The sequence below is a fragment of the Rhodobacter capsulatus SB 1003 genome, assembly GCF_000021865.1.
Taxonomy (GTDB): domain Bacteria; phylum Pseudomonadota; class Alphaproteobacteria; order Rhodobacterales; family Rhodobacteraceae; genus Rhodobacter; species Rhodobacter capsulatus_B.
Genome location: NC_014034.1, coordinates 1,313,518 through 1,339,973 on the forward strand (window position 1 = coordinate 1,313,518; position 26,456 = coordinate 1,339,973).

Sequence of the window (26,456 nt, forward strand, 5' to 3'; positions counted from 1 at the left end):
GTCGGGGGCGGGTGAGGCGGCGGAAGATGACGACCTGGACTGTTCAGGGATTGTATGGGGCCCAGTTCCAGGTCGAGGGCGGAGGCTCGACGCTCTGGCCGGGGGCGCAGTTCAAGGTCGATCCCGCCTGGGATTATTCGACCTCGCGGCGGACATTCGTCTTTACCGATGACGATACGTCCCTGTCGGGCGACAGCAATTTCATGGCCGACGAATACGGCAACGATTCGACCCAGTCCGTCGCGGTCTATGACGCGGGCGGCACGCTGCTTTACTCCGGGCGTGTCTATGTCGAATGGTCTTCGACCTTCACCGATCCCTCGGGCACGGTCGTGCACATGTATACGCTGGAAATCGGCGGCACGATCATCGGCGAGGTGGCGACAAACCCGCTGACGCCGGGGGTGACCTATCACGTCTCGGGCGTCAACGACGGGATGTACGGCGCCGATGTCTCGACCGGGCCGCTTTACAGCACGCTGGCCTCGATGAGCTTCGACCCCGATCATGTCAACACGATCCAGGGCGGGGCCTACAACGACAGCATCGCCGCCGGGGCGGGCAATGACACGATCGCCACCGAGGGCGGGGCCGACACGATCGACGGCGGCGCGGGCAATGATTCGATCACCTTCGGCACCGGCGGCGATTGCGTGCACGGCGGCCTTGGCGACGATTACATCGACGATTACGTCGGCACGACCGGATATGTCTGGAATGACACGCTGTTTGGCGATGCGGGCAATGACACGATCTGGGCCGGATCGGGCAATGATCTGGTGGATGGCGGCGCCGACAACGATTCGATCCTGGGCGAGGACGGCAATGACACGCTGCTTGGCGGCACCGGCGCCGACACGATCCAGGGCTGCGCCGGTGACGACAGTCTTGACGGTGGCGCGGGCGTCGACCTGCTGCTTGGCGGGACCGGTCAGGACACGATCCATGGCGGCGACGGCGCCGATCTGCTGGCGGGCAACAGCGGCAACGATCTGATCTATGGCGAGGCCGACGCCGACCGGATCTATTTCGAATCGGACTGGGGCAATGACACCGTCTTCGGCGGGGGGACCACCACCGCGGGCGGGGTGGATCACGACGTGCTCGACTTCAGCCATGACACGCTGGGCGGGGTTCTGGTCACCTTCACCGGTTCCGAGGACGGCACCGCCACCCAGGGCGCGAATTCGGTCAGCTTCGACAATATCGAGGGGATTACCGGCAGCAACCTCGCCGACACGGTGAACGCGGCCGGTGACGCCTCGGGGCTGAGGATCGACGGGGCGGGAGGCGATGACCGGTTGATCGGCGGCTCCGGCGCCGATGTGCTTTTGGGCGGGTCAGGGCAGGACACGCTCTCGGGCGGGGCGGGCGCCGACACGATCGTGATGGCGGATGGCACGGGCCACGATTTCATCACCGATTTCGACCTGTCGCGGACCGGCGCCCTGACCACTGACCAGCTCGATGTCTCGGGGCTGCATGACGGGTCGAATGCGCCGGTCAACATCCGCGACGTGACGGTCAGCGATGACGGGCTGGGCAATGCGGTGCTGACCTTCCCCGACGGCACTTCGGTCACGCTGCTGGGGATCGCGCCCGCCACCGTGCAGGCGCCCGGGATGCTGCATGCGATGGGCGTGCCCTGTCTGGTCGCGGGCAGCCGCGTCTCCACGCCGCGCGGCCCGGTGCCGGTCGAGGATCTGCGCCCGGAGGATCTGGTCACGGTGCGCGACGGCCCGCCGCTGCCGGTGCTCTGGATCGGCCGGCGCCGGGTCGATGCGGCGCAGCTGGCCGCCGATCCGAAGCTGCGCCCGGTCGAGATCGGGGCCGGGCGGCTGGGCAATGCGGCGCCGGTGCGGCTTTCGGCGCTGCACGGCATCGCGGTGCCGGGCGGGTTTCTGGCGCGGGCGGGGCATCTGGCGGCGACGGGCTGGGGCGGCGCGCGGGTGCGCCGGGGCCTTTCGCGGTCCGCGGGCGGGGTGCTTTATCTGCATCTGCTGCTGCCCCGGCATGCGCTGCTCTCGGTCGAGGGGCTCTGGGTCGAGAGTTTCTGGCCTGGCCCCATGGGAATCGCGGCTCTGGATCTGGCGGCAAAAGCGACGCTGATTCGGGCGCTTCCGGCCCTGGCCGGGGTGGTCTGGGCCGGAGACCCTGTCCAAAAGGCCTATGGCCCCCCCGCGGGCAAGTTTTTGCGACGCCACCAAATTGATCGGAGGCTCTGTGCGAACTGGTCGCACATCAGTCGCGATTTGACGCATTCTGACGGTTTTGTGACCGAAGCGGCGGCGACGCACACGGCTTTCACGGGAATGGGAAATCGCGGTTGAAATCCGGGGGCGGCGCTGTTTTAGTCAGCCCCACGGGAGCTAACGAACCAGAAAAACCACGGGGAGCCCGCATTGACTGCGACAACGATCGACGAAGGATTCGTCGTCTTCGACCATGTGCAGAAAAGCTATGACGGCGAGACGCTCGTCGTCAAAGACCTGAACCTGTCGATTGCGAAGGGCGAATTTCTGACCAAGCTCGGACCTTCGGGCTCCGGCAAGACCACCTGCCTGATGATGCTTGCGGGCTTCGAGACGGCGACGAACGGGCGCATCCTGCTCGATGGCACCAACATCAACGAACTGCCGCCGCACAAGCGCGGCATCGGGATGGTGTTCCAGAACTATGCGCTGTTCCCGCACATGACGGTGGCGGAAAACCTGTCCTTCCCGCTGGAAGTCCGCGGCATGGGCAAGGCCGAGCGCGAGGCCAAGGTGATGCGCGCGCTTGACATGGTGCAGATGGGCAAATTCGCCAACCGCCGTCCGGCGCAGATGTCGGGCGGGCAGCAGCAGCGCGTGGCGCTGGCCCGCGCGCTGGTCTTCGATCCGGCGCTGGTCCTGATGGACGAACCGCTCGGCGCGCTCGACAAGCAGCTGCGCGAGCACATGCAGTTCGAAATCAAGCACCTGCATGACAGCCTGGGCCTGACCGTCGTTTATGTGACGCATGATCAGGGCGAGGCGCTGACGATGTCGGACCGCGTCGCCGTGTTCAACGACGGCCGGATCCAGCAGCTGGCGCCGCCCGACGAACTTTACGAACGCCCGAAGAACAGCTTCGTCGCGGGCTTCATCGGCGAGAACAACAAGCTGCCCGGCACGGTCGAGGAGCTGGACGGCGAAAAATGCCTGGTGCGGCTCGCCACGGGCGAGATCATCGACGCGACGCCGGTCAACATCCGCCACAAGGGACAGGAGACGCTGGTCTCGATCCGTCCCGAACGGGTGGAATTCAAGCCCGAGATGATGCCGCCGGGCGCCCACATGATCGATGCCGAAGTGCTGGAAGTGATCTACATGGGCGACATCTTCCGCACCCGGATGAAGGTTGCGGGCAGCACGGATTTCGTGATGAAATCGCGCAACACGATCGGCCAGACCAAGCTGCATCCCGGTCAGCACGTGAAGATCGGCTGGCATCCGGCCGATGCGCGGGCGCTTGATCCGATGTAGGATCGGAACCGAGGGACGACATCCGATGCGGCGAGCCCGCCGCATCACCGCAAAGCGGGGGAACATCCGCAGGCGGAACCACCAACAGAGCAACCAACAAGGGAGTAACCTCATGAAGAAACTTCTGATCGTCACCACGGCGCTGGTCGGCGTCTCGGCCGCCGCGCAGGCGGGGGAACTCAACGTCGTGTCCTGGGGCGGGTCCTATACGGTCAGCCAGGTCGAGGCCTATCACAAGCCCTTCACCGCGATGACCGGCGTCAAGATCAACTCGATCGATGCCGACAACCCGGCGACGCCGCTCAAGGCGCAGGCCGAGGCGGGCAACGTCACCATCGATCTGGCCGATGTCGAGCTGTCGGATGCGATCAAGATGTGCGACGAGGGCCTGCTCGAGCCGATCGATCCGGCGATCCTGCCGCCCGCGCCCGATGGCACCCCGGCGACCGAGGATTTCGTGCCGGGCGCGATCCAGGATTGCGCCGTGGCCAGCATCGTCTGGGCGACCGTCATCGCCTATGACAAGACCAAGGTCGGCGATGTCGTGCCGACGACGGTGGCCGATTTCTTCGACACCACGAAATATCCGGGCAAGCGCGGCATGCTGAAAGCGGCCAAGCGCACGCTGGAACTGGCGCTTTATGCCGATGGCGTCGCCCCCGACCAGATCTATGAAGTGCTGGGCACCGACGAGGGCGTGAAACGCGCTCTGGCGAAGCTCGACACCATCAAGAAAGACATCGTCTGGTGGGAAGCCGGGGCGCAGCCGCCGCAACTGCTCGCCGATGGCGAGGTGGTGATGACGAACGGCTACAACGGCCGCTTCTTCGCCGCCGAAGTCGCCGAGGGCAAGCCCTTCGGCACGGTCTGGGACGGCTCCTACATGGATTATGACCTCTGGGTGATCCCGAAGGGCGCGCCGAACCTGGAAGATGCGAAGAAATTCCTCGCCTTCTCGACCGATACCCAGCGTCTGGCCGATCAGGCGAAATGGATCTCCTACGGTCCGGCGCGGAAATCCTCGAACGCGCTGGTCGGGCTTTACCAGGACGGCAAGACCGAAATGGCGCCCTACATGCCGACCAGCCCGGAAAACATGAAATCGCCGATCTGGACCGACCCGACCTTCTGGGCCGACCACGACACCGAGCTGAACGAAAAGTTCAACGCCTGGCTGGCTGGCTGATCGCCTGATCTGAGTGTTTCAGGACGGGGGCAACCCCGTCCTGTCCTGCCGCCGACCGCAGCCCGCTGCGGCGGGGCATCGTTCCATGACCGGGGAACCGAATGACCGACGCAACCGCTGACCTTTCCCATGCGCCTCTGACCACCGCCGACGGCCGCCCGCTCAAGGCGGCGCTGGCCGAATCCCTGGCCGTGCGCCGCCGCCGTGCCTTACTGCTCGTTGCGCCGCTCTTTCTGTTCATCCTGATCAGCTTCATCGTGCCGATCGGACAGATGCTGTTCAAATCCGTCTACAATGACGGCTTTTCCGCCAATGTCCCCGCGCTGAGCGCCTGGTTCGACGCCCATCCGCCCGGCAGCGCCATCGACGAGACCGCCTATGCCGCGCTGCAGGCCGATCTGGTCGGGATGAAGCGCAACAAGACCGCGGGCGTCGCGGGCACCCGGATCAATTACGACGTCGCCGGGACGCGCTCGCTCTTCACCGCGGGGGCGCGCGGCGCCGACAAGATGAAGCCGCCCTACAAGGAGGCCTTCCTCAAGCTGGACAAGAAATGGGCCGATCCGAATGTCTGGCGCGCGATGCGCTCGGCCGCCTCGCCCTTCACGATGGATTTCTATCTGGCCGCGAACGATCTCAAGCGCGACGAGGCGGGCGCGATCGTCGCGGTCCCCGAGGGGCAGGCGGTCTACAAGAAGCTGATGCTGCGCACGCTGACGCTGTCTTTGGAAATCACCGCGATCTGCCTTTTGATCGGCTTTCCGATCGCCCATCTGCTGGCCACCCTGCCGATGCGCAAGGCGATGCTGTTGATGATCTTCGTGCTCTTGCCGTTCTGGACCTCGCTTCTGGTGCGCACGACCGCCTGGATGGTGCTGTTGCAGCAACAGGGCGTGCTGAACGATCTGCTGGTCTGGCTGGGCGTGATCGATGACAAGGGCCGCATCCAGATGATCTACAACGAGATGGGGACGATCATCGCGATGACCCATATCCTGTTGCCCTTCACCATCCTGCCGCTTTATTCGGTGATGAAGACGATCCCGCCCAGCTATGTCCGCGCCGCCCGGTCGCTGGGGGCGACCTCCTGGACCGCCTTCCGCCGGGTCTATCTGCCGCAGACGCTGCCGGGCGTGGGGGCGGGGGGGCTTTTGGTCTTCATCCTGGCGATGGGCTATTACATCACCCCGGCGCTGGTCGGCGGGGCGGACGGTCAGATGATCTCGAACCTGATCGCCTTCCACATGCAGAAATCGCTGAACTGGTCGCTGGCCGCCGCCTTGGCCGCGCAGCTGCTGATCGTCGTGCTGATCTTCTTCTGGATCTACGACCGCATCGTCGGCATCGACAAGATGAAGCTCGGCTGAGAGGACGCACCCATGGCCCTTCCCGTCTACGCAAGCCCGCTCGAAAAGCTGTGGCACTACACCTATCTGGTGCTTTGCGCGCTGATCCTATTGTTCCTGATCGCGCCGATCATCATCGTGATCCCGCTCAGCTTCAACGCCGAGCCCTATTTCACCTTCACCGAGAAGATGATGACGCTCGATCCCGCGGGCTATTCGCTGCGCTGGTATGACAGCCTGATCACCTTCGGGATGCAGAACCCCGAGGCGCCGCGCGACATGGCCTTCTGGTGGGATTTCTGGCAGAATGCGACCTGGGTGCAGGTGACGAAACATTCGGTGATCATCGGGGTTTTCGCCACGCTGATCTCGGCCGGGCTGGGCACCATCGCGGCGCTGGGCCTGACGCGGCCCGAAATGCCCTGGCGCAAGCAGATCACCGCCGTCCTGATCTCGCCGATGATCGTGCCGATCATCATTTCGGCCACCGGGATGTTCTTCTTCTACTCCGGGCAATGGGTGCCGGGGATCGACGCGCAGGGCCGGTTCGAATGGGGCCGTCTGGCGGGCACCTATCCGGGCATCATCCTGGCCCATGCGGCTTTGGGCATTCCCTTCGTCATCATCACGGTGACGGCGACGCTTTCGGGCTTCGATCAGTCGCTGGTCCGGGCCGCGGCCTCGCTTGGCGCCAACCCGCGCACGGCCTTCTTCCGGGTGCAGATGCCGCTGATCATGCCGGGCGTGGTCTCGGGCGGGCTCTTCGCCTTTGTCACCTCGTTTGACGAGGTGGTGGCGGTGCTCTTCATCGCGGCCAATGACCAGCAGACGATCCCGCGGCAGATGTGGAACGGCATCCGCGAACAGATCAGCCCGGCGATCCTGGCGGTGGCGACGCTTCTGGTGATCATCTCGGTGGCGCTTTTGACCGTGGTGGAACTGCTGCGCCGCCGCTCGGAACGGCTGCGCGGCATGAGCCCGGCCTGAGACGGCCTGCCAGATCCGAACCGCAGAAAGGGGGGCTGTCTGCCCCCCTCTTTTGCTGCGCAAAATTCACCCCCCGAGGATATTTGAAGCAAGGTGAAACTGAAAGGCAGGGCTGCGCTGCCCTTCATCTTGCCACAAATATCCCGGGGGGAGTCCCGCAGGGACGGGGGCAGCGCCCCCTTGCTTACGGCAGGATCGCGAGCCAGACCCAGATCGACAGGATCGAGAGCGCGGTGGCAATCAGCACGCTCGACGCCGCCACCCTTTGCGCCGTGCCGTAAAGGTTCGCAAACAGATAGGCATTGACCCCCGGCGCCATCGCCGCCGTCAGCACCGCCGAGCGCAGACCGGCCGTCGGCACGTCAAAGACGCCATGCGCCAGCCCGTAAGCGATGCCCGGATGCACGATCAGCGACAGGCCCGTGACCATGGCGATGGCGCGCAGGTCGCCCTCGGGCCGGTAGCGCAAGAGCACTCCGCCCAGACCGAACAGCGCCGCGGGCAGCGCCGCCTTGGCGATCATCTCCATCGCCGCCATCAGCGGCCCGGGCAGCGGCTGGCCGGTCAGCGCCGAAACGGCCTGCAGCGCGAAGCCGCAGAGGATCCCGATGACGAGCGGCGTGCGCAGGATGCCAACGAGCGCGTTCCACCCCACGCGCGAGAGCCCCGCCCCGGTGCCGTGCGAGCGCACCCATTCCATCGCCACGATCCCCACCGTGTAGAAAAACGGCGAGTGAAACGAGATGATGGCGAAATTGCCCGCCAGCGCGTCGGGGCCATAGGCGCGTTCGGTGATCGGCACGCCGAGCAGCAGCGAGTTCGAGAACATGCAGGCAAAGCCGATCGCCACCGCATCCGGGCCGCTGCGTTTCAGCCAGAGCCGCGCCGCAAGGCCGCCGATGGCGAAACAGGCCAGCGCGCCCGCGTAGAAGGACAGCATCGGTCCGGGGTCGTAGCTGGCGCTCAGGTCCAGCGTCGCGATCGAGCGCGCCAGCAGCACGGGCACGGCGAAATTCTGCGCGAAACGCATCAGCCCCTCGACCGCGGGGGCGCTGAAAAGCCCTTTCCACGCCACCAGATAGCCAAAGCCGATCACCAGAAAGACCGGCAGGATGACGTCGATCAGCGCCGACATCAGCAGGGAAGTTCCAGCACCATCCCGTCAAAGGCGGCGCGGACATGGGCGGGGGTTTCGCGCTCCAGATCCGAATGGTCGAGGTCGATATGCATGTTCGTCAGCACGGCCTCGCGCGGGCGGGCGCGGGCGATCCAGTCGAGCGACAGCGCCAGATGCGCATGGCTGGGGTGGGGCTTGCGGCGCAGCGCATCCAGCACCCAGATGTCGAGATCCTGCAGGCAGTCCCAGGCGTCGTCGGGAATGGCCGATACATCGGGCAGATAGGCCAGACCGCCGATGCGGAACCCCAGCGCCGGGATGTTGCCGTGCTCGACCCGGAACGGGACCAGCGTCACCGGCCCGCCCGCGCCGGTCACGGTGAAGGGGCCCGTGATCGCCTGCAGGTCGCAGATCGGCGGATAGGCACTGCCCGCGGGCTGCACGAAGGCATAGCCGAAACGGTTGATCAGCGCCTCGGTCGTCGGTTCGTCGGCCCAGACCGGCAGCCGCGCATGCATGTTGAAGGTGATCTGGCGGATATCATCCAGCCCGTGCATGTGATCGGCATGGGGATGGGTGAAGGCCACGGCATCCAGCGTCGCAACCTCGGCGCGCAGCAGTTGCTCGCGCAGGTCGGGGGAGGTGTCGATGAGAACGCGGGTGATGCCCGCCGCGCCGATCCGCTCGATCAGCAGCGAGCAGCGCGAGCGGCGGTTTTTCGGGTTCGCCGGATCGCATTCGCCCCAATGGCCGCCGATGCGCGGCACGCCGCCCGAGGAGCCGCAGCCAAGGATGGTGAAGCGCAGCCGGTCAGCCATGGCGGGCCTTTGCGAAAAGACGGTCGAAATTCGCGGTCGTGGCGGCGGCGAAGTCGGGCAGGGACAGGCCGAACACCTCGGCGCCGATCTTCGCGGTATGGGCGGTATAGGCGGGCTCGTTGCGCCGTCCGCGGAAGGGCGGGGGGGCCAGATAGGGCGCATCGGTTTCCAAAAGGATCCGGTCCAAGGGCGCGGTCTTGAAGATGTCGCGAATTTCCTGCGATTTCGGGAAGGTGGCGACGCCGGACATGGACAGGTAGCAGCCGAGTTCGAGCGTCACCCGTGCCAGCTCCGGCCCCGAGGAAAAGCAATGCATGACGCAGCCGAAGGGTTTTCGTTTCATCCCCTCGGTCAGGATCGCGGCCATGTCGTCATCGGCGGCGCGGGAATGGATGATCAGCGGCAGGCCGGTTTCCTGCGCCGCCTCGATATGGAGCCGCAGCGAAACCTTTTGGATTTTAGCGCTTTCGGCGGTGTAGTGATAGTCGAGCCCGGTTTCGCCGATGCCGACAAACTTCGGATGCGCGGCCAGCGTCACCAGCTCCTCGATGCTGGCGAGGGGTTCTTCGGCGGCGCTCATCGGATGGGTGCCCGCGGCCCAGAAGACGCCCTCGTAGCTTTCGGAAATCGCGCGCACCTGCGGCACGTTGCGCAGCCGGGTGCAGATCGTCACCATCCGGCTCACCCCGGCGGCGCGGGCGCGGGCGACGACCTCGGGCAGTTCCTCGGCGAAGTCGGGGAAATCAAGGTGACAATGGCTGTCGACAAGAAGCGGAAGCGGCGCGGTCAAGGGACTCTCCTGCCGCCTAGGGCGCGGCGTTGATGGCAAGAACCATATCCATGACCAGCGTCGCCGGGTCAAGGTTGACCGCCTTGCCATGCCGCGCCCGCGCGCCCAGATCCTGATGCAGCCCGGCCCATTTCTGCGCCGCCGCGCCATCGGGGCAAAGGCGCGTCAGCAGCGCGGCCTCGCCCGGGGCGGCCTCGGGTTGCGGCGCCCCGGTCAGACCGGCGCGGGCCAGACGGGCCAGAAACAGATCCATCAGGCCGAGCATCAGATCGAACCGCGCCTCGTTGCCGCGCCCGGTCATGCCCTCGGCCAGCGCCCAGGCCTTTTGCCGGTCGATCCGCGGCAGGCCGGTCATCAGGCCCACCAGCGCCCGGTAAGCCTCGAGCCCGTCGAGATTGATCAGCCGGATCGCCTCGCCGACCGACCCGCCCGCAAGGGCCGAGAGGGCGAGCGTGTCCTCGGTCTCGGCCCCCGCGCCCTGCAGCGCCTGCGCCAGATCCTCGGGGGCCAGCGCCGCAAGCCGCAATTCGCGGCAGCGCGAGCGGATGGTGGGCAAAAGCCGCGCGGGCTGGTGCGTGACCAGCAGGAAGGTGACCAGAGGCGGCGGCTCTTCCAGAAGTTTCAGCAGCGCATTCGCCCCGGCCGTGGCCAGTTCGTCGGCGGCATCGACAATCACCACGCGCCGTCCGCCATCGGCCGCGGACAGATGCAGGAACGAGGTCAGCTTGCGCACCTCGACCACGCGGATGTCTTCCGACAGCGCGGTTTCCTTGTCATTCGGGCCGCGCTTGAGATGGAACAGCCGCGGCTCGGCCCCCGCCATGATCCGGCGGCAGACCGGGTGCTCGGGGTCAGACTCCAGATTGCGCACCGGCTCGGGGGCGCCGAAAAGCCCGCCGCCGTCTTCCAGCGGCTGGCTCAGCAGGAACCGCGCCAGCCGCCAGGCCAGCGTCGCCTTGCCCACGCCGCGCGGGCCGGTCAGCATCCAGGCATGGTGCAGCCGGTGCGAGGTGAAGGCGGTCAGGAAATCGGCCTCGGCCTTTTCCTGGCCGTAAAGATGCAGGGTCTGGCGCGGATGCGGGGCGCCTTCGACCTGGGTCGGATCGGGCAGCTCGTCGCGGCTCATGCCCGGGCCCGAAGCGCGGCAAGGGTCACATCCAGCACCTCGGCGGCGACGGCATCAGGCCTGCGGTCGCCCTCGATCACCTTGAAACGGCTGGAAAATTCCTGCGACAGGGCCAGAAAGCCCGCGCGCATGCGGACCTGCATCGCCAGCCCCATATCCTCGAACCGTTCCTCGTGGCCCTGCCGCCCCTTGGCGCGGGCAAGGCCCACCGCGGGGTCGATGTCGATCAGGAAGGTCAGGTCCGGTTCCCGCCCGATCATCAGCCGGTGCAGATCGTCGACAAGCCCGCGCAGATCCCCGCGCGAGAGCCCCTGATACATCCGCGTGCTGTCGGCAAAGCGGTCGCAGATCACCACCTGGCCCGCCGCCAGCGCGGGCGCGATCGTGCGTTCCAGATGGTCGCGCCGGGCGGCGGTGAAGAGCAGGATCTCGGTCTTCGCCGACCAGCGGTCGGGATCGCCCTGCAGCACCAGCGCCCGGATTTCCTCGGCCCCCGGGCTGCCGCCCGGCTCGCGGGTGCGGATGACATCGCGGCCAAGCCCCGCCAAAGCCTCGGCCAAAAGCCGCGCCTGGGTGGATTTGCCCGAGCCGTCGATGCCCTCGAAGGTGATGAACATCGGCTCAGCCGGCCACCATCTGACGGGTCTGCGCCAGAAGCCGGCCCGCGGCGGCGGTGAAGCGGACCAGGAAGCCGCCCTCGGCCACGTCGGTTTCCGCCACCAGCGGCACGGGGCGCAGCCCCAGCCCCGGCACGGTGATTTCCAGCCGCCCCAGCTCGGTGCCCGCCGTCACCGGCGCGGTGACCGGGCCGTCAAAGACCGCCTCGGCCTTCACCCCCTCGGCCGCGCCCGCCGGGATCAGCATGGCGACATCACTCGCAGGCACCAGCCCGACGCTGGCCTCGGTGCCCAGCCAGACCGGCGCCTCGGCCAGCCGGGTGCCCTTTTGCGCCACCGTCTTCATCACGAATTGCCGAAACGCCCAGTTCGCCACCGCCTCGGCCTCCGACGCGCGGTCGGCCTCCGACGCCAGACCCGAGATCACGAAGACGATGCGCCGATCCCCCATCACCGCCGAGCCGACAAGGCCGTAGCCCGCCTCCTCGGTATGGCCGGTCTTCAGCCCGTCGGCATGCCAGTCGGCGGCCGGGATCTTCAACAGCGGGTTGCGGTTGTGCGCATTGGCCGGGGCGCGGTTCTTGTAGTTGAACTGCGTTTCCGAAAACAGCGGGTAATATTGCGGGAATTGCGTGATCAGCCGCACCGCCAGAATGCCCAGATCATGCATCGACATGCGCTGGTCGGGATGCGGCCAGCCCGAGGCATTGGCAAAGGTCGAGCGCGTCATGCCCAGCATCTTCGCCCGTTCGGTCATGCCCGCGGCAAAGGCGCCTTCCGAGCCCGCCAGCCCCTCGGCCACCACCACGCAGGCGTCATTGCCCGAATTGATCACCACGCCCTGCATCAGCTCGCGCACGCTCGGCCGGTCCATCTCATTGAGGAACATCGTCGAGCCGCCCATCTGCTTGGCCTTGGTCGAGACGGCAAAGGTGGTGTCCAGCGTCACCCGGCCTTCGGACAGCGCCTCGAACAGCATGTTCAGCGTCATCAGCTTCGACATCGAGGCGGGCGGCACCGCGACATCGGCATCCTTTTCCAAAAGCACGGTCTGCGTCGTCAGATCATAGACCCAGGCGGTGCGGGCGCGGGTGTCGAAGGCGGCGGCAGGCAGGGCGGTCAGCGCCGCAAGCGCGGCAAGGGCAAGCAGTCGAAGGGGCGACATGGCGGTGGCGTCCTTATCTGGAGACGGCATAGGCGTCGGGGAAGCCGAGGCCCTTGATCTTGGTCAGCAGCGCGGTCCTGTCGGCGGCCGATCCGGCCGGGCCCGCGACGACGCGCCAGAAGGTCTTGCCCTTGGCGGTTTCGGTGCGGATCGTGCTGGCGATGCCGGATTTCTTCAGCTGGTCGGCGGCGCGCTTGGCATTCGCCTCCTGCGAGAAGATGCCGATCTGCACCAGGCCCTTGCCCGCCGCGGCAGGCTTGGCCGGGGTCGCGGCGGGTTTTTGCGGCGCGGCTTCGGCGGCGGCGATGGCCGCCCCGGCGGCGGCGGCGATCTCGGCGCCCGGTTTTCCTGCGCCCGGTTTTCCCGCGCCCTTGGGCGGCGCGGCGGCGGGTTTCGCGCCCGGCCGGGGCGGCGCGCTGGCCAGCGGCGTGGCCGCGATGTTCTCGGCCGGGGGCAGGGCGTCCTTGACCGGGGCGGTGGCGGCGGCCGGATCGGCCTGTTCCTCGCGGCGCAGCGCCACGACCGAAAGCTTCGTCGGCGCCCCCGCCAGCATGTCGAGCGCGGCTGCGGCATCCGAGGAGACCTGCAGCTTCGGCCCCGGATTTTCGCGCTCGCGGCGGAACAGCGCGCCGATGACGAATTTGCCATTGGCCGGGTTGCGGATGATCACCCGTTCGGGGTCTTTCACCGTCGGATGCGCGACCCAGACGCCGCCAAGCGAGGGGCGCCCGTCCCAAAGCCCGGTGTCATTGGCCGAGAAGACTTCGGGGGCTTCGACATCGCGCTCGACGATGCGGGCGGAGGTGGCGGCGGGTGTCGCGCCCTCTTTCGGGGCGTCGGCGGGGTCTGCGCCGTCCCCCGTCAACTGGCATCCCGCCATTGTCAGCGCCGCTCCCAGCGCGAAGACCCACCGCATCGATCCTGTCATGCCCGTCTGCCCCTGCCGTTCGTTCCGCCAGACCGGGCCGCGGGCCGTCCCGGCCCGTCGTCCGGCCCCGGCCGTTGTTGCCGCAGCCCCTTGGCGGGACCGTTCCGAACCGGGGTCAGCCGCCGCCGCCCCGGCGTTTCGCGCCGACTGTAGCGGGTTCGGCGCGGCAAGAAAAGCGCGCGTGGGCGGCGGTTGCGGATTTCGTTTGCCGGAAGCTTTCAGAATCGCGTGAGAGCGGTTAGGGCAGGGGCGACGGAAGTGTGGCCGAGTGGTTTAAGGCTCTGGTCTTGAAAACCAGCGAGGGGGAGACCCCTCCGTGGGTTCGAATCCCACCGCTTCCGCCACCAAAATCCCCTTAAGTTGTTGAAATAAAAGGGCATATATGCCACCCTTGACCTTATCCCGCCATTTCTGCATGACATTGTGCGTGACATTTCGCATGACGGGGTTAGTGATGCTGGTGATGCGGGGAAGCGTGTGGCACCTTATTCGGCGGGTTCCGAAGCGCTATGCGGGGGTTTCCGAACAGGGGCGGCAAGTGTCGTTGAGCTTGCGGACGGACAGCCGGATCGAGGCCGAGGCCAAAGCCAAAGCGGCTTGGGATGCCTTGTTGATGGCATGGGAAGCACGGTTGCGGGGCGATACGACCGACGCCCGCGCACGATATGACGCGGCATTGAATATCTGCGCGCAGCACGGCTATCGCTACCAGTCGCTCAAGAAGATCATGGCGATGCCGGTGGAGGACCAAGTCGAGCGCATCAATCGCATCCCACAGCGCATGGGAGAGCCGAACAAGGTCGTCGCGGACGCCCTGCTTGGTGTGACCGAGCCACCGAAGATGACGCTGAGCGAGACGCTGGCCGAGTTTCGCAAGTCGGTCGAGCCGATCAAGACGCTCAAGATGACCCCGGACCAGTTGCGCAAGTATCGCAATCCCCGCGACAAGGCGTTTCGGAACCTCATCGCGGTCGTGGGGGATATCCCGCTGGCCGACCTGACCCGCACGAATCTGATCGAGTTTCGGTCGTGGTGGCTGACGAAGATACAAGAGGAAGACCTGCAGACCGACTCCGCAAACAAGGACCTCACGCACCTCAAGTCCGTCATCGAGGCCGTGATCGATACGCTGGCCCTTCCGTTTCCCTCACCTTTCGTGGGCAAGTCGATCAAGTTCCCCAAGTCCGAAGCCGAGACCCGCCCCGAGTTCTCCACCGATTGGATCAAGCAGAAGTTGCTTGCCCCCAAGGCGTTGGACGGGCTCAACGACGAGGCCCGGGGAATCCTGCTCGCCATGATCAACACCGGAGCCCGCCCGAGCGAACTCTGCGCTCTGCGCCCCGAGGACATCAAGCTGACCGACAACATCCCTCACATCTGCATCAGTGCCGCGCACCGTCGCACCAAGACGCGCAATTCTGTGCGGCAAATCCCTTTGGTCGGGGTCAGTCTGGAGGCGATGCAGCGTTTCCCGAACGGCTTTCCGCGTTATGACGACAAGGCCGCCACCCTGTCGGCGACGGTCAACAAGTATTTGCGGGAGGCGGGGCTGATGGAAACCGAAAACCACACCCTCTACTGCCTTCGGCACAGGCTGGAGGGTGTGCTCCGGCGCGCAGGTGCCGACGGGCGGGTGCGGCGCATGATCTTCGGACATGCTCGCAACGCCGATGTCGAGGAGCGCGACCGGCCCGATTACGGACAGGTCCATCTTGTCGAGTTGCAGGATGCCTTGCGGTTGGTGGCGATCTAGGCCGCCACCAACCAGAACGACACGACACCGGGCGGGCCACGGCGATGCGTCGCCGCCAGCCTGCGGGCTCTGGACAGCAGGTCGTCGTTCGCCTTGCGGCGCTCGTGTTCGGCTTCCAGCAACGCGTAGAGCGGCAGGTAACGGCGGTCCTTGGTTGCTAGCTTGGCGACCGTCACCAGCGCCTTTTTCAGGTCGTCGTCTGTCATTTGCCCGGTTCAAGACATCTTCTACGTGATGGGCGCGCAGCAGGTAGCCTTCCGCGCATCGAATCCCGCCTGCTACCTCTCGACGATGGGCAACAGGGGGGCTTTGTGGCTCGCCCCGAGCGGGGGCGAGCCGTGATTACACGTGCGGGCGGTGATGGGAGCCCAGTGCGTGGGCGATGGAGAGCCGTGTGGAGCATGACCCGCCGAAGAGCGGGCGGCTGCAGCCACTGAAGATCGCTCTCACCACCAAGCCCAATAGAGCACCATGTCGCCGCGCGCGATGGCAGCGCGCGCCCGCTCGACAAACGCAAGGTCTTCGTTTCGCTGTGCACGTCCTTTCGACGAGGACCCAAAGAAGAGGCCCTCCGTCTTGGGCAGACGCTTCGCGCGGATATCTCGTTCCATCGCGTCCAAGTCCTGGAGGCCGAGCGGTGCGAAGGCGCGGTTAATATTGCCGATCACGCCGTAGCGGCGGGCGCGATCCTCCACCCAGCCATGCAGGTCGGGGTGCTTGCGCCAGACCGCGAGTGTCTCGGTCACGACATTGGGGCGATTGCGGGCGACAGCAATGGCGCGCATATCCAACCCCATTACCGCGCCTCTTCAATCAGGTCGGCCCAAACCGAGATGACAGCCGCCCATTTCGCAAAGTCTTCGGCGATGGCCGCATCGCAGATTTTGGTCGTGTCGTCGTCGAGTTCAATGAACTCAACTCCGATCCCGGCGAGGGCATGTCGGATGTGATCGAACTTTTCGTCAGTCGTCATGCTGGCACCCGCCCCGCTTCATCGACTGAAAGCCCTCACGGGGCGCGCGGATGACCGCGTTCGTTTGTTTCATGTTTGCTCCTATTTGCAATCTTCATCCGAAGCTCGGCGATGACGCCGAGCCGTTGAGACCGAGCCGTCATCAGACAGCGCCGGTCGATTAACCCCGCGTGGGGTTCTTGAGCGGAGACAGGCTCCGAAATGGATGAAAATAGAGAGCAGCCGATCCAGCCGTTCCGGCGTGGAGCAGGCTGCGCGGGCGAAGTGCCCCGCTACAGCAAGACCTTCAATAGTTCATGGATGCGATATCGGCATGCCGTTCCTCATGCGGCGTCCTACGCTCGTTCCGCTGCTCCAGTGCGACTCGTTTCGCACGTCCTCGTCCGCGAGTCAAGTGGAAACTTTTGTAACTCATTGTATTCAATGCTAAATTTTCGCTGATGTGCGCTTTGCCGCCGCCTGCTTCTGGGGCGGATGACGCAGTTCGTGGTCACGGACGCCTCGCGCATCGGCATTGAGACGCCGGTGCTGCGCATCGTCATACTAAGCGGGCGGCCAACCTCTTCAGGTCGTTCAGGGCTTATATCGAGCCCCTGATCCTGCAGACCATCTCAGCGGGGACGAAGGTCGGTTTCGTTGTGCCGATTTTGCCGTGGATGCCCGCGCGCACGCCGATGCCGAGGGCACGGATTGGCGCGAGGATCGCGTCGGTCTCGGGCCGCAGGACGACGAGCGCTCCAACAGGGAGCAGGTGTCACGGAATCGTGGTGATTCCGCCGGTTGGGTTGATGTTAGCGGCGAATCCCCTGATCTGGCAGGATCGGAAGGACCCGAGCGCGCCTTGCTCGCCGAACAAAAAGCATAACAGTGGGGTGCTGCGTTTTTGTGGCGAGTCGCGGCTTAACGTCGGCCCGTTTCCGCGCAACGTGAGGCGTGTCCCGAGCGAGCACGGTGACCCGCCCCTCCCAACCGTCACACGGGTAGGGACGGTCTTCGTTGATCTCTGCAGGACATCAGGCGGCGTCCTGAACGAGCGGGTAGTCGAACCCGCTGCCATCGTAGCCTGCCCCATCGTATTTCCAGTGCGTCGCGGCACGCCGTTTCCTCGCCGACCGCCTCATGCTTCGGCGCTCTTCGGCGTCCATGCTGAGGTCGATCGCGTAGCGCAGGTGGACGCGGGCGGGCGACGACTGGATCAGGCTCCACAGGTGCCGGTTGATCAGCAGGTAGTGCTCGGCCTTTCCGTCCCATCGGAAGCCGAGGTTGCGCCCACAGGTCTGGTTGATCGTGTCGATGTGGTCGAGGATCACGCAGTCGTCGCGGCCGAGGTAGTCGTTCAGCGCGCAGAGTTGCTCGTGGCGGTAGGGGGCCGAGAACATCGCGGTCTGGAGGAGGCTCGTCCCGATGAACGCGTCGCTCCCGCGCGCCGCCATGTGCGTCGTGACGCCCTCGATGCAGTTCGTGATCGTGCGATAGCCGGACGCGCGCTGCCGCATGATCCGCTCGTCGGCATCGTTCAACGCTTCTTGCAGGCGGTCCCGGTTCAGGCTGCGATGCTGGATCAGCTTGAAGGCGTGCTTCGGCACGAAAGGCATCGTGAACCGCGCCACCCCGAAGTCGTCGGGGCAGCAGGCGGTCGGCAGTTCCTCGGTGGTCAGGATCACGATGCGGTCGGCGACGAATTCCTCCTCCCGCCGATACCAGCCGTTCCGCGCGATCATCCAGTCCCGCACCGCGTTTGGCGAATCCGGCGCATAGAGCGAAAGGTAGCCGTCCTGCCTGTGCGGGTTGATCTCGCGGCAGAGGTCCGAGTAGGAGCCGCGCCCACTGACAGTCACAGGCTCGTAGTCGGAGAGATGCCACGCGATGCGGCGGACCTCGTCGAACGAGGGCTTGTTCGCGCCGCGCCACGTCATGAGCGCGGCGAGGTAGGCGTTGAACATCTCGTCCGGCTTCCGTGCCCTGGCCTTGATGCGCTCCGCGAACCGGAAGAGCGTCGCCGGGATGATCGAAAGGAAGGTGTCGACCGACGCCTCGTCGTGGACCAGCAGTGACAGTTTCGTCTCGGCCAGCGCGGCGGCGTTGCGCAGGTTCATCCCGTTCTGCCAGAAGGCGGGCGACCAGATCAGCCGCGTCGGCGAATGCTGCTGCCAGAGATGGGCGGTGTCGTGGACGGCAAAGAAGACGGGAACGTTCGAGCCCACGCCGTCCAGGACCTCCTGGCAGTAGCCGCCCATCACTTCCAGGACGTCGGGCTGGCGGACCCGCACCATCTCGAACAGGCTCGGGAACCCGCCCTGGGCGGCATCCGCCGACGACAGAACCGGCACGCCGCGCTGGTCCGCGCAGAGCGCATAAAGCCTCGACCACGACTCGATCCAGACCGCGCGGTATCCGCTCCCCTTGTGCATCTGGTTGAACTTGTTGACCTTCTCCTTTGCCAAGTCGTAGGTGGCAAATGCGTACATCGACGGCTGGCCGCCCGCGAAGGCGTGATGGTGCGCCATGACCGAGGTGGTCTTGCTCGCGCCCTCCGGTGCTTGCACCAGCACGCGCGGCAGGTCCGCCGCCGCAAGGTCGCCGATGACGTCGGCGAGCATCTGGCGCGCCTCGTCGTGGGTGGTGGCCGAGCAGGCGGCGGCGGTGGTCGTCAGTTCCGCCACCCAGATGTCCATCATGCGCCCCAACCGCGCGGGCAGCACCGGCGCGTCGTCGATGGTGTCGCTGTCCGTGCCCACGAGGGCGACGAAGCGGTGGCTTTCCCGCATGTAGGACGACGGCGTGTCATCGCGGTCGGAGTTGGAGAACAGCGCGCGGTAGCCGGTGCCGTCCGCCTCCAGCCGCTCGAAGCGGGGCCAGCCCGGGAAGTGCTCGCGCAAGCGAAGCGCGATGTGGTCCAGTTCCGCTTGGCTGAAGCCGCCGGTGCCGCTGTCCTTGCGCGTCCTTGCGCTGCGGGCCACGGGCGGCGGCGCGAGGAACAGGTCCGGCTGGAACAGGCTGGCCGAGACTTTCTTCGCCGCCCGCTTGCGGTAGGCTTCCCAGATCACGACCTGCGGGTTGCCGTTGCGGTGCGTGCCCCAGGGCAGACGGCGGAACTGCGAGGGTCCGGCGCACGCCGCGTCCGGCCGGTCGTGCCCGGTATGCTCGGCCACGATGGCGCGGAGCCGTCGCCAGTGCGCCTTGAACCCCTCCTGCAGGTTAGCGTCGTCGGGCAGCGCGGGGATGAGGTCAGTCTTGAACACGAGGTGGATGTGCAGCGACTTGTTGCCGGACCACGCCACCGTCAGGCCGAGGTAGTCGGCAAAGCGGTGACCGAGGTCGGCGTGCAGCTTCCCCATGAGGCTTTGCGCGGCATCGTTGCCGGGCGAACGGCACCAGCCGAACTGGACGGACGGCGGGATGTTGACCGGATCGTCATACTCGAAGGTGAAGACGTGGTGCTTCCCCAGCGCCACCCGCGCCGAGGGCGACCTGTAGGTGTCGTCGTCACGGCCAACCGGGACGAGCGGGTTGGTGAAGTAGGCGTAGAGCCCCGGGTCGATGTCGTCGCCACGGGCGGCCCGCTCCTGAAGGGCACGCGAGATCGCATGGTCGCGCGACGTCTCTGCGCTCGGCTGGATCACGATCTCAGGCAGGTTGGGGAGGAGCACCCGCTCGATGAACTCCGTGCGGGGAGCCGCAAGGGCCTTTTCCAGTTGCTTCTGGGCTTTCTTGCTGCGCGCGAGGTCCGCCCGCGCCATGGGGTTTTCGATGGCGTCGAGCCATCGCTGAATCAGGTTCGTCATATCAATCTCTTCAAGGCAGCCTGCGCCGACAGGCCGGGAGCGAAATTGCTCCTGCTCCTACTTATACCAGCGCGCCCGTCGCGGCGTCGATATTCGCGGAAACGGCAACCCCGCCGAAGGCTGGACCTTGGCGGGGGAGATTCGGGGCGGAAGAGAAACGCGGAATCGTCGCGGACCAAGGGACCGCTGCCGCGCCAGTTGGCGCTGGCCTGCAGAGATTTATCATAGGTCTGGATACTCGATGAGCAATCTGTGTCCTGCGCGCCCCATTCCTAACCCTTCAAGGCAACGGGTGTTTGCGTTATGGCAGGAGAAAACCCCCTGATAAGGGGTGGCCCGATATATATAATAAGGTTGCCGCTTACGAGGGGGTTTCTTTCCAAACAAAAGGACGACGAACGCCGTTGCCGTGAAAGGTGAGGCAAGGCGTGCTCTCCGAGCCGTCGCGGGAGCGACCCATGCCCCGCCATGGCCCAGTTCCGACGTCGCCTTACCTCTGGTGCTCCATCCTTTTCGCGTTATCCACGGACCCGGCTTCCCGCGCCTTACTCTTGGCGGAACCACAGGAAGCCGACCGGATCAATGTCAGCGAGACGCTGCACCGCCACCGGCTCCACGCAGTCCCGATGAGCGAGCGCGAGAGACCGGATACCCCGCTGCCGCAGATGCGCCCGGATCGCGCGCTGCACGGTGACGGGCGCGGGCTCGTTGGCCACGCCATAAATCCCGTCGCAGACCCAGAACGTCTCCGCGCCGTCGTGCAGGCGGACCAGTTCGACCACCACCGGGGCGGCGCGCCACTCGGCGTAAGCGGTCACCCCGAGCGCGGCATTGGTGATCTTGCCCGCACGCTCATCGTCGAGGCAGTTGCGATACCGCTGGCCGCAGGCGCGGAAATCGTCGCCGGTGCGCAAGAAGGACAGGTCGGCGTCATCCTCCAGATCGCAGAGCGCGTAGCCGTAGCGCAGCAGCATCCGCGTCACCCAGGCGCGCAGGTCATCCGCGCCCCGCTGCTCCAGCGATTGGGCGAGCACATGGTCGGGCAGGCCCAGACAGGCGCGCGTCAGGACCTCCGACGCCTGCTCGACCTGACGGGCCATCGCGGCCCCGCCAATTGCCGCGACGACGCTGGGGCGCAGATAGGCGTCGCGCAGCAGATCGAGGCTGCGCAGGTAATCCGACGTGATCCGGCGCGATTGGCGCAGGCATGTCGCCTGCCGCCGCGCCCGCCGGGTCGTGCCGGTCAAGATGGAGACGATGCGGCCATAATCAGCGGGGGCATCAAGTGGGCTGCTGCCGGTCTTGGCGACCGTGGCGGCCAGCGCCGGGATTGCGCCGTGGCAGGTTTCCACGATCTCGCGCGGGGTCGCCGTGAGCAGCCACTCGACAAGCACCTCGGGCGCGAGGCTTCGGATGGTGGCCGGGGTTTCGGCCTGATCTCGGTCTTGCAGTTTGGCCAGCGCCGCGAAAACAGCGGAGCGGCGCTCCGCGCTCGCAACAGCCAGAGGGCCGATCAAGCGGCGATCTGCCGTGTTTTCGATGTCCATGAGCATGGGCAGCGCCCAGCCGCGCGGCACATCCGGGCTGCGGCCGAGGTCAGCGCGCCGGTTGGTGGGGGGATTTTTGGTCATAGTCGTCTCCCTTGATGCGTAATCGCTCTGGGAGACGGCGGGAGACGAAAAGGGTGATCGGCGGGGGCATGGTGTCACCTGTGCTGGCGCGGTTTGATGCACAGATCGGGGGCCGATCCTCGGTGCCTCTTATACACCACCACCAAGAGCAGGACAGCCGTGAATGAGGCGGGCCAAGGGAATTGCAGGGCGATAACGGCCGCCGATCTCGTTGCGCCAAGACTGTCGTCGGGACGATTTGCACCTTGCCGGTGGACCGTATGGTCTGGTCTAAAGGGCGTAGCAGTTGGCGGGGGTATTGCGATGACGGAGCTTGTGTTCAAGGGCAAGGAATTTGTTTGGAACCATCACCTTGCGGTGCCGTTCCGGCCCTTGGTCGTGCAGGCGGAGAAGGGGATCGGCGAGGCTCGGCTCGACGGCAACCTGATCATCCAGGGCGACAATCTGCACGCGCTCAAGGCGTTGATGCCGATGTATGCGGGCAAAGTTGACTGCATCTTTATCGACCCGCCCTATAACACCGGGAACGAAGGCTGGGCCTACAACGACAACGTGAATGCCCCGATGATCAAGGAGTGGCTGAACTCCAACCCCATCGGCATCGAAGACGGGCTGCGCCACGACAAATGGTGCGCGATGATGTGGCCCCGACTGCGTCTGCTACATGAGTTGCTGGCAGAATGGGGAAGTATCTGGATTACGCTTGACGACAACGAGGCGCATCGCGCGAAAATCCTGCTGGATGAGATATTTGGGGAAGATGCTTTTGTCGCAAATATGGTGTGGCAGAAGCGGTATGTTGCAAACGTGACTGCGCTTCATCTTTCCGACATGCACGACCACGTTCTTGTCTATGCTAAGAACCCGTCTGAATTCGCTTTGGGGAAAATCGGCAGAACTGAAGCACAGGCTGCTGATTACAAAAACCCCGACAATGACCCGCGCGGCCCTTGGCGCGCTCAAGACCTGTCCGCCAGTAAGCAATATCAAGCAGGCATTTTCACAATAACCGGTCCCGATGGAGCTACGTTTGATCCTCCACCGAACCGCTATTGGCGGATGAACCGCGCGCAATACGACAAATGGCTTGCGGAGGGGCGCATCAGCTTTGGTGTGACGGGGAAAGGCAGGCCGATGTTGAAGCGGTTCCTGACAGAAGCACAAGACGGCCTCACGCCTGTAACATGGTGGAGCCATGATTTCGCTGGTCACAATAAAGAAGCAACACTGGAAATGAAGGACATCTTCGATGGTGCGTCCCCCTTCGACACGCCAAAGCCGAAGCGTTTAATTTCTCGCATACTCGAATTGATTGGCGACGACGATGCGCTTGTTCTCGATTCCTTCGCGGGTTCCGGCACGACCGCCCATGCCGTCCTTGAAGCCAACAAGCGCGACGGCGGTAGCCGCCGTTTCATCCTCTGTGAAATGGAAGACTATGCCGACCGTCTGACCGCCGAACGGGTGCGGCGCGTGATCAATGGCTATGCTTTCACCGGCACTCAGAAAACCGAACTTGCCCGCGAAAGGCTGAACTGGCGCTCCATCGAGAAGGCCGCCGATCTGGTCCACAAGGTGCAGGCCATCGAAAACCTGCACGGGCACGAATACGATCGGATCAAGAAGGAGGTGAAGGACGGGGAGCTTGTGGTGACGGGCGAAAAGGCCGTGAGCGAACAGGCCGAGGGACTGGGTGGCACATTCACCTATTGCACGCTGGGCGACCCGGTCGAGCTTGACCGCATCCTGACAGGCGAAGACCTGCCCACCTTCGAGGCGCTTGGCCCCGTGCTTTACCACATGGCCACTGCCGAAGTGGCAGACCCCGCCGTGCTGAACGCAGTCGATTTCTACCTTGGCGAGGCCAGCGCCTACATCCTCTGGCTCATCTACAAGCCTGATCTGGAATGGCTCAAGTCAGCCGACGCCGCGCTGACCCTTTCCTTCGCGCGCGGCATTCACGAACTGCGTCCCGACAAGAAGCACCTTGTCTTCGCGCCCGCCCGCCATGTCAGCCAACGGATGCTGGACAGTGAGGGCTTGGGGGTAGAGTTCGCGCCCTTGCCCTTTGCCCTTTACCGGGTGGAGCGGGGCTGATGCGGACGCTTGACTATCAGGAACGGGTTCTGCGCACGCTGGACGACTATCTGGACGAGTTGAAGGCGCAGAAGGTGCAGGCCGACCAGATCGACGCTGTGCGCGCGGCCAACCCGAACTTGGCCATCCCGCCCTTGGATTTCTGCGCAAAGGCTTGGGAGAACCTGAACGCGGTGAAGCCGCTGCCGGTGCGAAAGTTCAAGGACGGCACGGTTGTTCCCTTCTCGCCGCGTGTCGACGGTATCGGACGGGCGGTGCCCAATGTCACCTTCAAGGTGCCCACAGGCGGCGGCAAGACATGGCTGGCCGTGAATGCCGTTTCCCGCATCATGGGGCGGTATCTGGGCAAGAACGAGGGCTTCGTGCTGTGGGTGGTGCCGAACGAGGCGATTTACACCCAGACGCTCAAGCGCCTGAAAGACCGGCAGCACCCCTATCGTCAGGCGCTGGACCGCGCGGCGGCGGGCCGGGTGAAGGTGATGGAGAAGGGTGACCGGCTGGACGCGCGGGATGTGGAAACGCATCTGTGCGTCATGGTGCTGATGTTGCAGGCGGCGAACCGGCAGACGCAGGAAACCTTGCGGATGTTCCGCGACCGGGGCGATGTGCACGGGTTCTTCCCGCCCGAGGGGGATCAGGCGGCCCATGCGGCAGAGTTGAAAGCAGTGCCCAATCTGGACGGCTATCAGGGCATGTTCCCGATGGTGAAGGACAGTCTGGGCAACGCACTGCGGAAAATCCGCCCGGTGGTGGTGATGGATGAGGGGCAGAAGGCTACTTCAGACCTCGCCAACAAGACGCTTTACGACTTCAACCCGCTCTTTGTGCTGGAACTGACCGCCACGCCCAAGGATGTGACCGCCAAGGGCGGCGGGGCGCGCTATGCCAACCTGTTGGTGGAGGTGACGGGGCGCGAGTTGCACGCCGAAGACATGATCAAGATGCCGCTGAACCTTGAACCCCGGCAGGGCACGGATTGGCGGGGCACGCTGACGGCGGCGCTGGACCGGCTGAACACCTTGCAGGCGGCGGCAGACGCCTACCGGGCCGACAGGGGCGAGTTGGCCTATATCCGCCCCATCATGCTGGTGCAGGTGGAGCGGACGGGAAAGGATCAGCGCGACGGGGTGCATATCCACGCCGAAGACGTGAAGGAATGGCTGCTGCAAGCGGGGCTGGACGAGGCGCAGATTGCCATTAAGACCGCCGAACAAAACGACCTGAGCCAGCCCGAGAACCAAGACCTGCTTTCGCCAGCGAACCGAGTGCGGGTGATCGTCACCAAGGCGGCGCTGCAAGAGGGCTGGGATTGCCCCTTTGCCTATGTGCTGTGTTCGCTGGCCGCAGCATCGAACCTGTCCGCCATGACGCAGCTTGTGGGCCGCATCCTGCGCCAGCCCTATGCGCTGAAAACCAAGGTGTCCGCGCTGGACGAATGCTATGTCATCACGCACCATGCCGGAACGCGCGAGGTCGTGGAGGCCATCAAGGCAGGGCTCGAAAAGGACGGCTTGGCCGATCTGGTCATCGAAGTGCCAGCGGGCACGGGGGCTACAGCACCCGGAACGCAGCGCCGCGTTGAACGGCGGGCAGAGTTCAAAAGTCTGAAAGTCTATCTGCCCAAGGTCCTTTGCGACGATGGCGGAGCGTTGCGCGACCTGGACTACGAAACCGACATCCTGTCGGCCATTGACTGGCGCGATTACGACCCAAGCGCAGTGGCACAGGCCATCCCAGAAAACCCGTTGCTGGCCGCAGCGCAGTTGCAGCGGATCAGCCTGACGGATGGGGGGTCCGATTACTTCCGTCAGGAGGAAATCGCCGCCGCATCAGAGACGCTGCGCTACGATCCATCCTATGCTGTGCGCGTCATCTCCGACCTTGTTCCAAACCCGTTTGTGGCGCGGTCGATACTCGGTCGCTTGGTGGACGTGCTGAAGGCGCGCGGCTTTGACGACAAGAAGCTTGGGGCCGCGTCGGGCGTCATCGTGGATGCCCTGCGGCTTGCGCTCGATAAGGAACGCACGACACGGGCAGAGGCGCTGTTCAAGGCAGGGGTCAAAGCGGGCCGTATTCAGTTCCGGCTACGACTGGATGGCAACAACTGGGTGATGCCCGAGACAATAACGACCTTTGAGCCGGACCTTTCCCCGCACATGACAGGGGGCGATGGCGGGCCTCTGAAACGCAGCCTGTTCTCGCCAGTGTTCCGCAACGAACTGAACACCGAGGAACAAGGGGTTGCCGTCCATCTCGACGGGGAGGCCGCTGTGAAATGGTGGCATCGCAACGTCGCCAAGACCAACTATGGCATCCAAGGTTGGCAGCGCGGGCGCATCTATCCCGACTTCATCTTTGCAACGGGTTGCGCGGGCGGTAATGGGCGCATCGTGATGTTGGAAACCAAGGGCGACCATCTTCAGAACCCGGACACCGACTACAAGCGCGAGGTTCTGGACTTTTTGACGGAGAACTTCTCGTGGGATCAAGCCGTGCCCGCCGGTCAACTACAGATTACCCAAACAGGCGAAACTCTGGAGTGCGCGCTGGTATTGATGAGGGACATCCCGGCGCGGCTCCCCGTTCTGATTGCTGGCCACGAACCGTGATGTTGTAGGCCAGAACTGACAC

General features: G+C 65.2%; 20 protein-coding genes and 1 tRNA gene. 9 read left to right on the forward strand and 12 right to left on the reverse strand.

Translation table 11 applies throughout. The features are described 5' to 3' along the window. The first annotated feature begins 26 nt into the window (after nt 1-26). The 5 genes from RCAP_RS06205 (at nt 27) to RCAP_RS06225 (ending at nt 7,025) form a co-directional block, all read left to right on the forward strand. A complete protein-coding gene (locus tag RCAP_RS06205) occupies nt 27-2,330 on the forward strand; it encodes a Hint domain-containing protein (protein ID WP_013066978.1) in 2,304 nt (767 codons plus the stop codon). Between the two features lie 72 nt (nt 2,331-2,402). Continuing rightward, complete coding sequence (locus tag RCAP_RS06210) at nt 2,403-3,506, forward strand: ABC transporter ATP-binding protein (RefSeq protein ID WP_013066979.1); 1,104 nt, start codon at nt 2,403-2,405, stop codon at nt 3,504-3,506. A 112-nt stretch (nt 3,507-3,618) separates the two neighbouring features. Next, the gene (locus tag RCAP_RS06215; RefSeq protein WP_013066980.1) at nt 3,619-4,692 is read left to right on the forward strand and encodes an ABC transporter substrate-binding protein; all 1,074 of its coding nucleotides are present in this window, start codon (nt 3,619-3,621) and stop codon (nt 4,690-4,692) included. A 101-nt stretch (nt 4,693-4,793) separates the two neighbouring features. Further along, nucleotides 4,794-6,059 (forward strand): ABC transporter permease, encoded by a 1,266-nt coding sequence (locus RCAP_RS06220; RefSeq protein WP_013066981.1) that lies wholly within the window; start codon nt 4,794-4,796, stop codon nt 6,057-6,059. A 12-nt stretch (nt 6,060-6,071) separates the two neighbouring features. Continuing rightward, the gene (locus RCAP_RS06225) at nt 6,072-7,025 is read left to right on the forward strand and encodes an ABC transporter permease (protein ID WP_013066982.1); all 954 of its coding nucleotides are present in this window, start codon (nt 6,072-6,074) and stop codon (nt 7,023-7,025) included. Between the two features lie 184 nt (nt 7,026-7,209). Here the strand turns inward: RCAP_RS06225 and RCAP_RS06230 are convergent, their stop codons facing one another. Genes RCAP_RS06230 through RCAP_RS06260 form a run of 7 tightly spaced genes read right to left on the reverse strand, consistent with a single transcriptional unit; the run spans nt 7,210 to nt 13,574 of the window. Next, on the reverse strand, nt 7,210-8,160 hold the full coding sequence (locus RCAP_RS06230; protein WP_013066983.1) for an AEC family transporter: 951 nt from the start codon (nt 8,158-8,160) through the stop codon (nt 7,210-7,212). Continuing rightward, a complete protein-coding gene (locus RCAP_RS06235) occupies nt 8,160-8,960 on the reverse strand; it encodes an MBL fold metallo-hydrolase (protein WP_013066984.1) in 801 nt (266 codons plus the stop codon). The genes RCAP_RS06230 and RCAP_RS06235 overlap by 1 nt, the downstream gene beginning before the upstream one ends. Beyond that, nucleotides 8,953-9,750 carry a TatD family hydrolase gene (locus tag RCAP_RS06240; RefSeq protein WP_013066985.1) on the reverse strand — a complete coding sequence of 266 codons (798 nt, stop codon included), beginning with the start codon at nt 9,748-9,750 and terminating at the stop codon, nt 8,953-8,955. The genes RCAP_RS06235 and RCAP_RS06240 overlap by 8 nt, the downstream gene beginning before the upstream one ends. A gap of 16 nt (nt 9,751-9,766) precedes the next feature. After that, entirely contained in the window at nt 9,767-10,876 is a 1,110-nt protein-coding gene (locus RCAP_RS06245) for a DNA polymerase III subunit delta' (RefSeq protein WP_013066986.1), read from the reverse strand. Further along, on the reverse strand, nt 10,873-11,493 hold the full coding sequence (tmk, locus tag RCAP_RS06250; protein WP_013066987.1) for a dTMP kinase: 621 nt from the start codon (nt 11,491-11,493) through the stop codon (nt 10,873-10,875). Before tmk ends, RCAP_RS06245 begins: the two co-directional genes overlap by 4 nt. Before the next feature lie 4 nt (nt 11,494-11,497). Then, on the reverse strand, nt 11,498-12,658 hold the full coding sequence (locus RCAP_RS06255; protein WP_013066988.1) for a D-alanyl-D-alanine carboxypeptidase family protein: 1,161 nt from the start codon (nt 12,656-12,658) through the stop codon (nt 11,498-11,500). A gap of 13 nt (nt 12,659-12,671) precedes the next feature. Then, nucleotides 12,672-13,574, reverse strand: coding sequence for an SPOR domain-containing protein (locus RCAP_RS06260; RefSeq protein WP_023911218.1), 903 nt, complete (start codon nt 13,572-13,574; stop codon nt 12,672-12,674). A gap of 266 nt (nt 13,575-13,840) precedes the next feature. On the opposite strand from RCAP_RS06260, the gene RCAP_RS06265 reads away from it, so the two are divergent. Continuing rightward, nucleotides 13,841-13,930: transfer RNA gene (locus tag RCAP_RS06265), tRNA-Ser, on the forward strand. Nucleotides 13,931-14,040: 110 nt separating this feature from the next. Beyond that, nucleotides 14,041-15,339, forward strand: coding sequence for a tyrosine-type recombinase/integrase (locus tag RCAP_RS06270; RefSeq protein ID WP_013066990.1), 1,299 nt, complete (start codon nt 14,041-14,043; stop codon nt 15,337-15,339). Here the strand turns inward: RCAP_RS06270 and RCAP_RS06275 are convergent. The 5 genes from RCAP_RS06275 to RCAP_RS06290 form a co-directional block, all read right to left on the reverse strand. Then, nucleotides 15,336-15,545, reverse strand: coding sequence for a hypothetical protein (locus tag RCAP_RS06275; RefSeq protein ID WP_013066991.1), 210 nt, complete (start codon nt 15,543-15,545; stop codon nt 15,336-15,338). The two genes, RCAP_RS06270 and RCAP_RS06275, sit on opposite strands and share 4 nt — an antisense overlap. Before the next feature lie 240 nt (nt 15,546-15,785). Next, a complete protein-coding gene (locus RCAP_RS06280) occupies nt 15,786-16,136 on the reverse strand; it encodes a hypothetical protein (RefSeq protein ID WP_023911223.1) in 351 nt (116 codons plus the stop codon). Further along, nucleotides 16,136-16,312 carry a hypothetical protein gene (locus RCAP_RS19545; protein WP_013066993.1) on the reverse strand — a complete coding sequence of 59 codons (177 nt, stop codon included), beginning with the start codon at nt 16,310-16,312 and terminating at the stop codon, nt 16,136-16,138. The genes RCAP_RS06280 and RCAP_RS19545 overlap by 1 nt, the downstream gene beginning before the upstream one ends. Nucleotides 16,313-17,325: 1,013 nt before the next feature. Beyond that, nucleotides 17,326-20,097: a hypothetical protein gene (locus tag RCAP_RS18370; RefSeq protein WP_013066994.1), complete on the reverse strand. Its 2,772-nt coding sequence runs from the start codon at nt 20,095-20,097 to the stop codon at nt 17,326-17,328. A gap of 545 nt (nt 20,098-20,642) precedes the next feature. Further along, nucleotides 20,643-21,728 carry a hypothetical protein gene (locus tag RCAP_RS06290; protein WP_013066995.1) on the reverse strand — a complete coding sequence of 362 codons (1,086 nt, stop codon included), beginning with the start codon at nt 21,726-21,728 and terminating at the stop codon, nt 20,643-20,645. A 303-nt stretch (nt 21,729-22,031) separates the two neighbouring features. Between RCAP_RS06290 and RCAP_RS06295 the strand changes: the two genes are divergently transcribed. Then, nucleotides 22,032-23,825: a site-specific DNA-methyltransferase gene (locus RCAP_RS06295; RefSeq protein ID WP_013066996.1), complete on the forward strand. Its 1,794-nt coding sequence runs from the start codon at nt 22,032-22,034 to the stop codon at nt 23,823-23,825. Further along, nucleotides 23,825-26,434, forward strand: coding sequence for a DEAD/DEAH box helicase (locus tag RCAP_RS06300; RefSeq protein ID WP_013066997.1), 2,610 nt, complete (start codon nt 23,825-23,827; stop codon nt 26,432-26,434). Before RCAP_RS06295 ends, RCAP_RS06300 begins: the two co-directional genes overlap by 1 nt. The last annotated feature ends 22 nt before the right edge of the window (nt 26,435-26,456 follow it).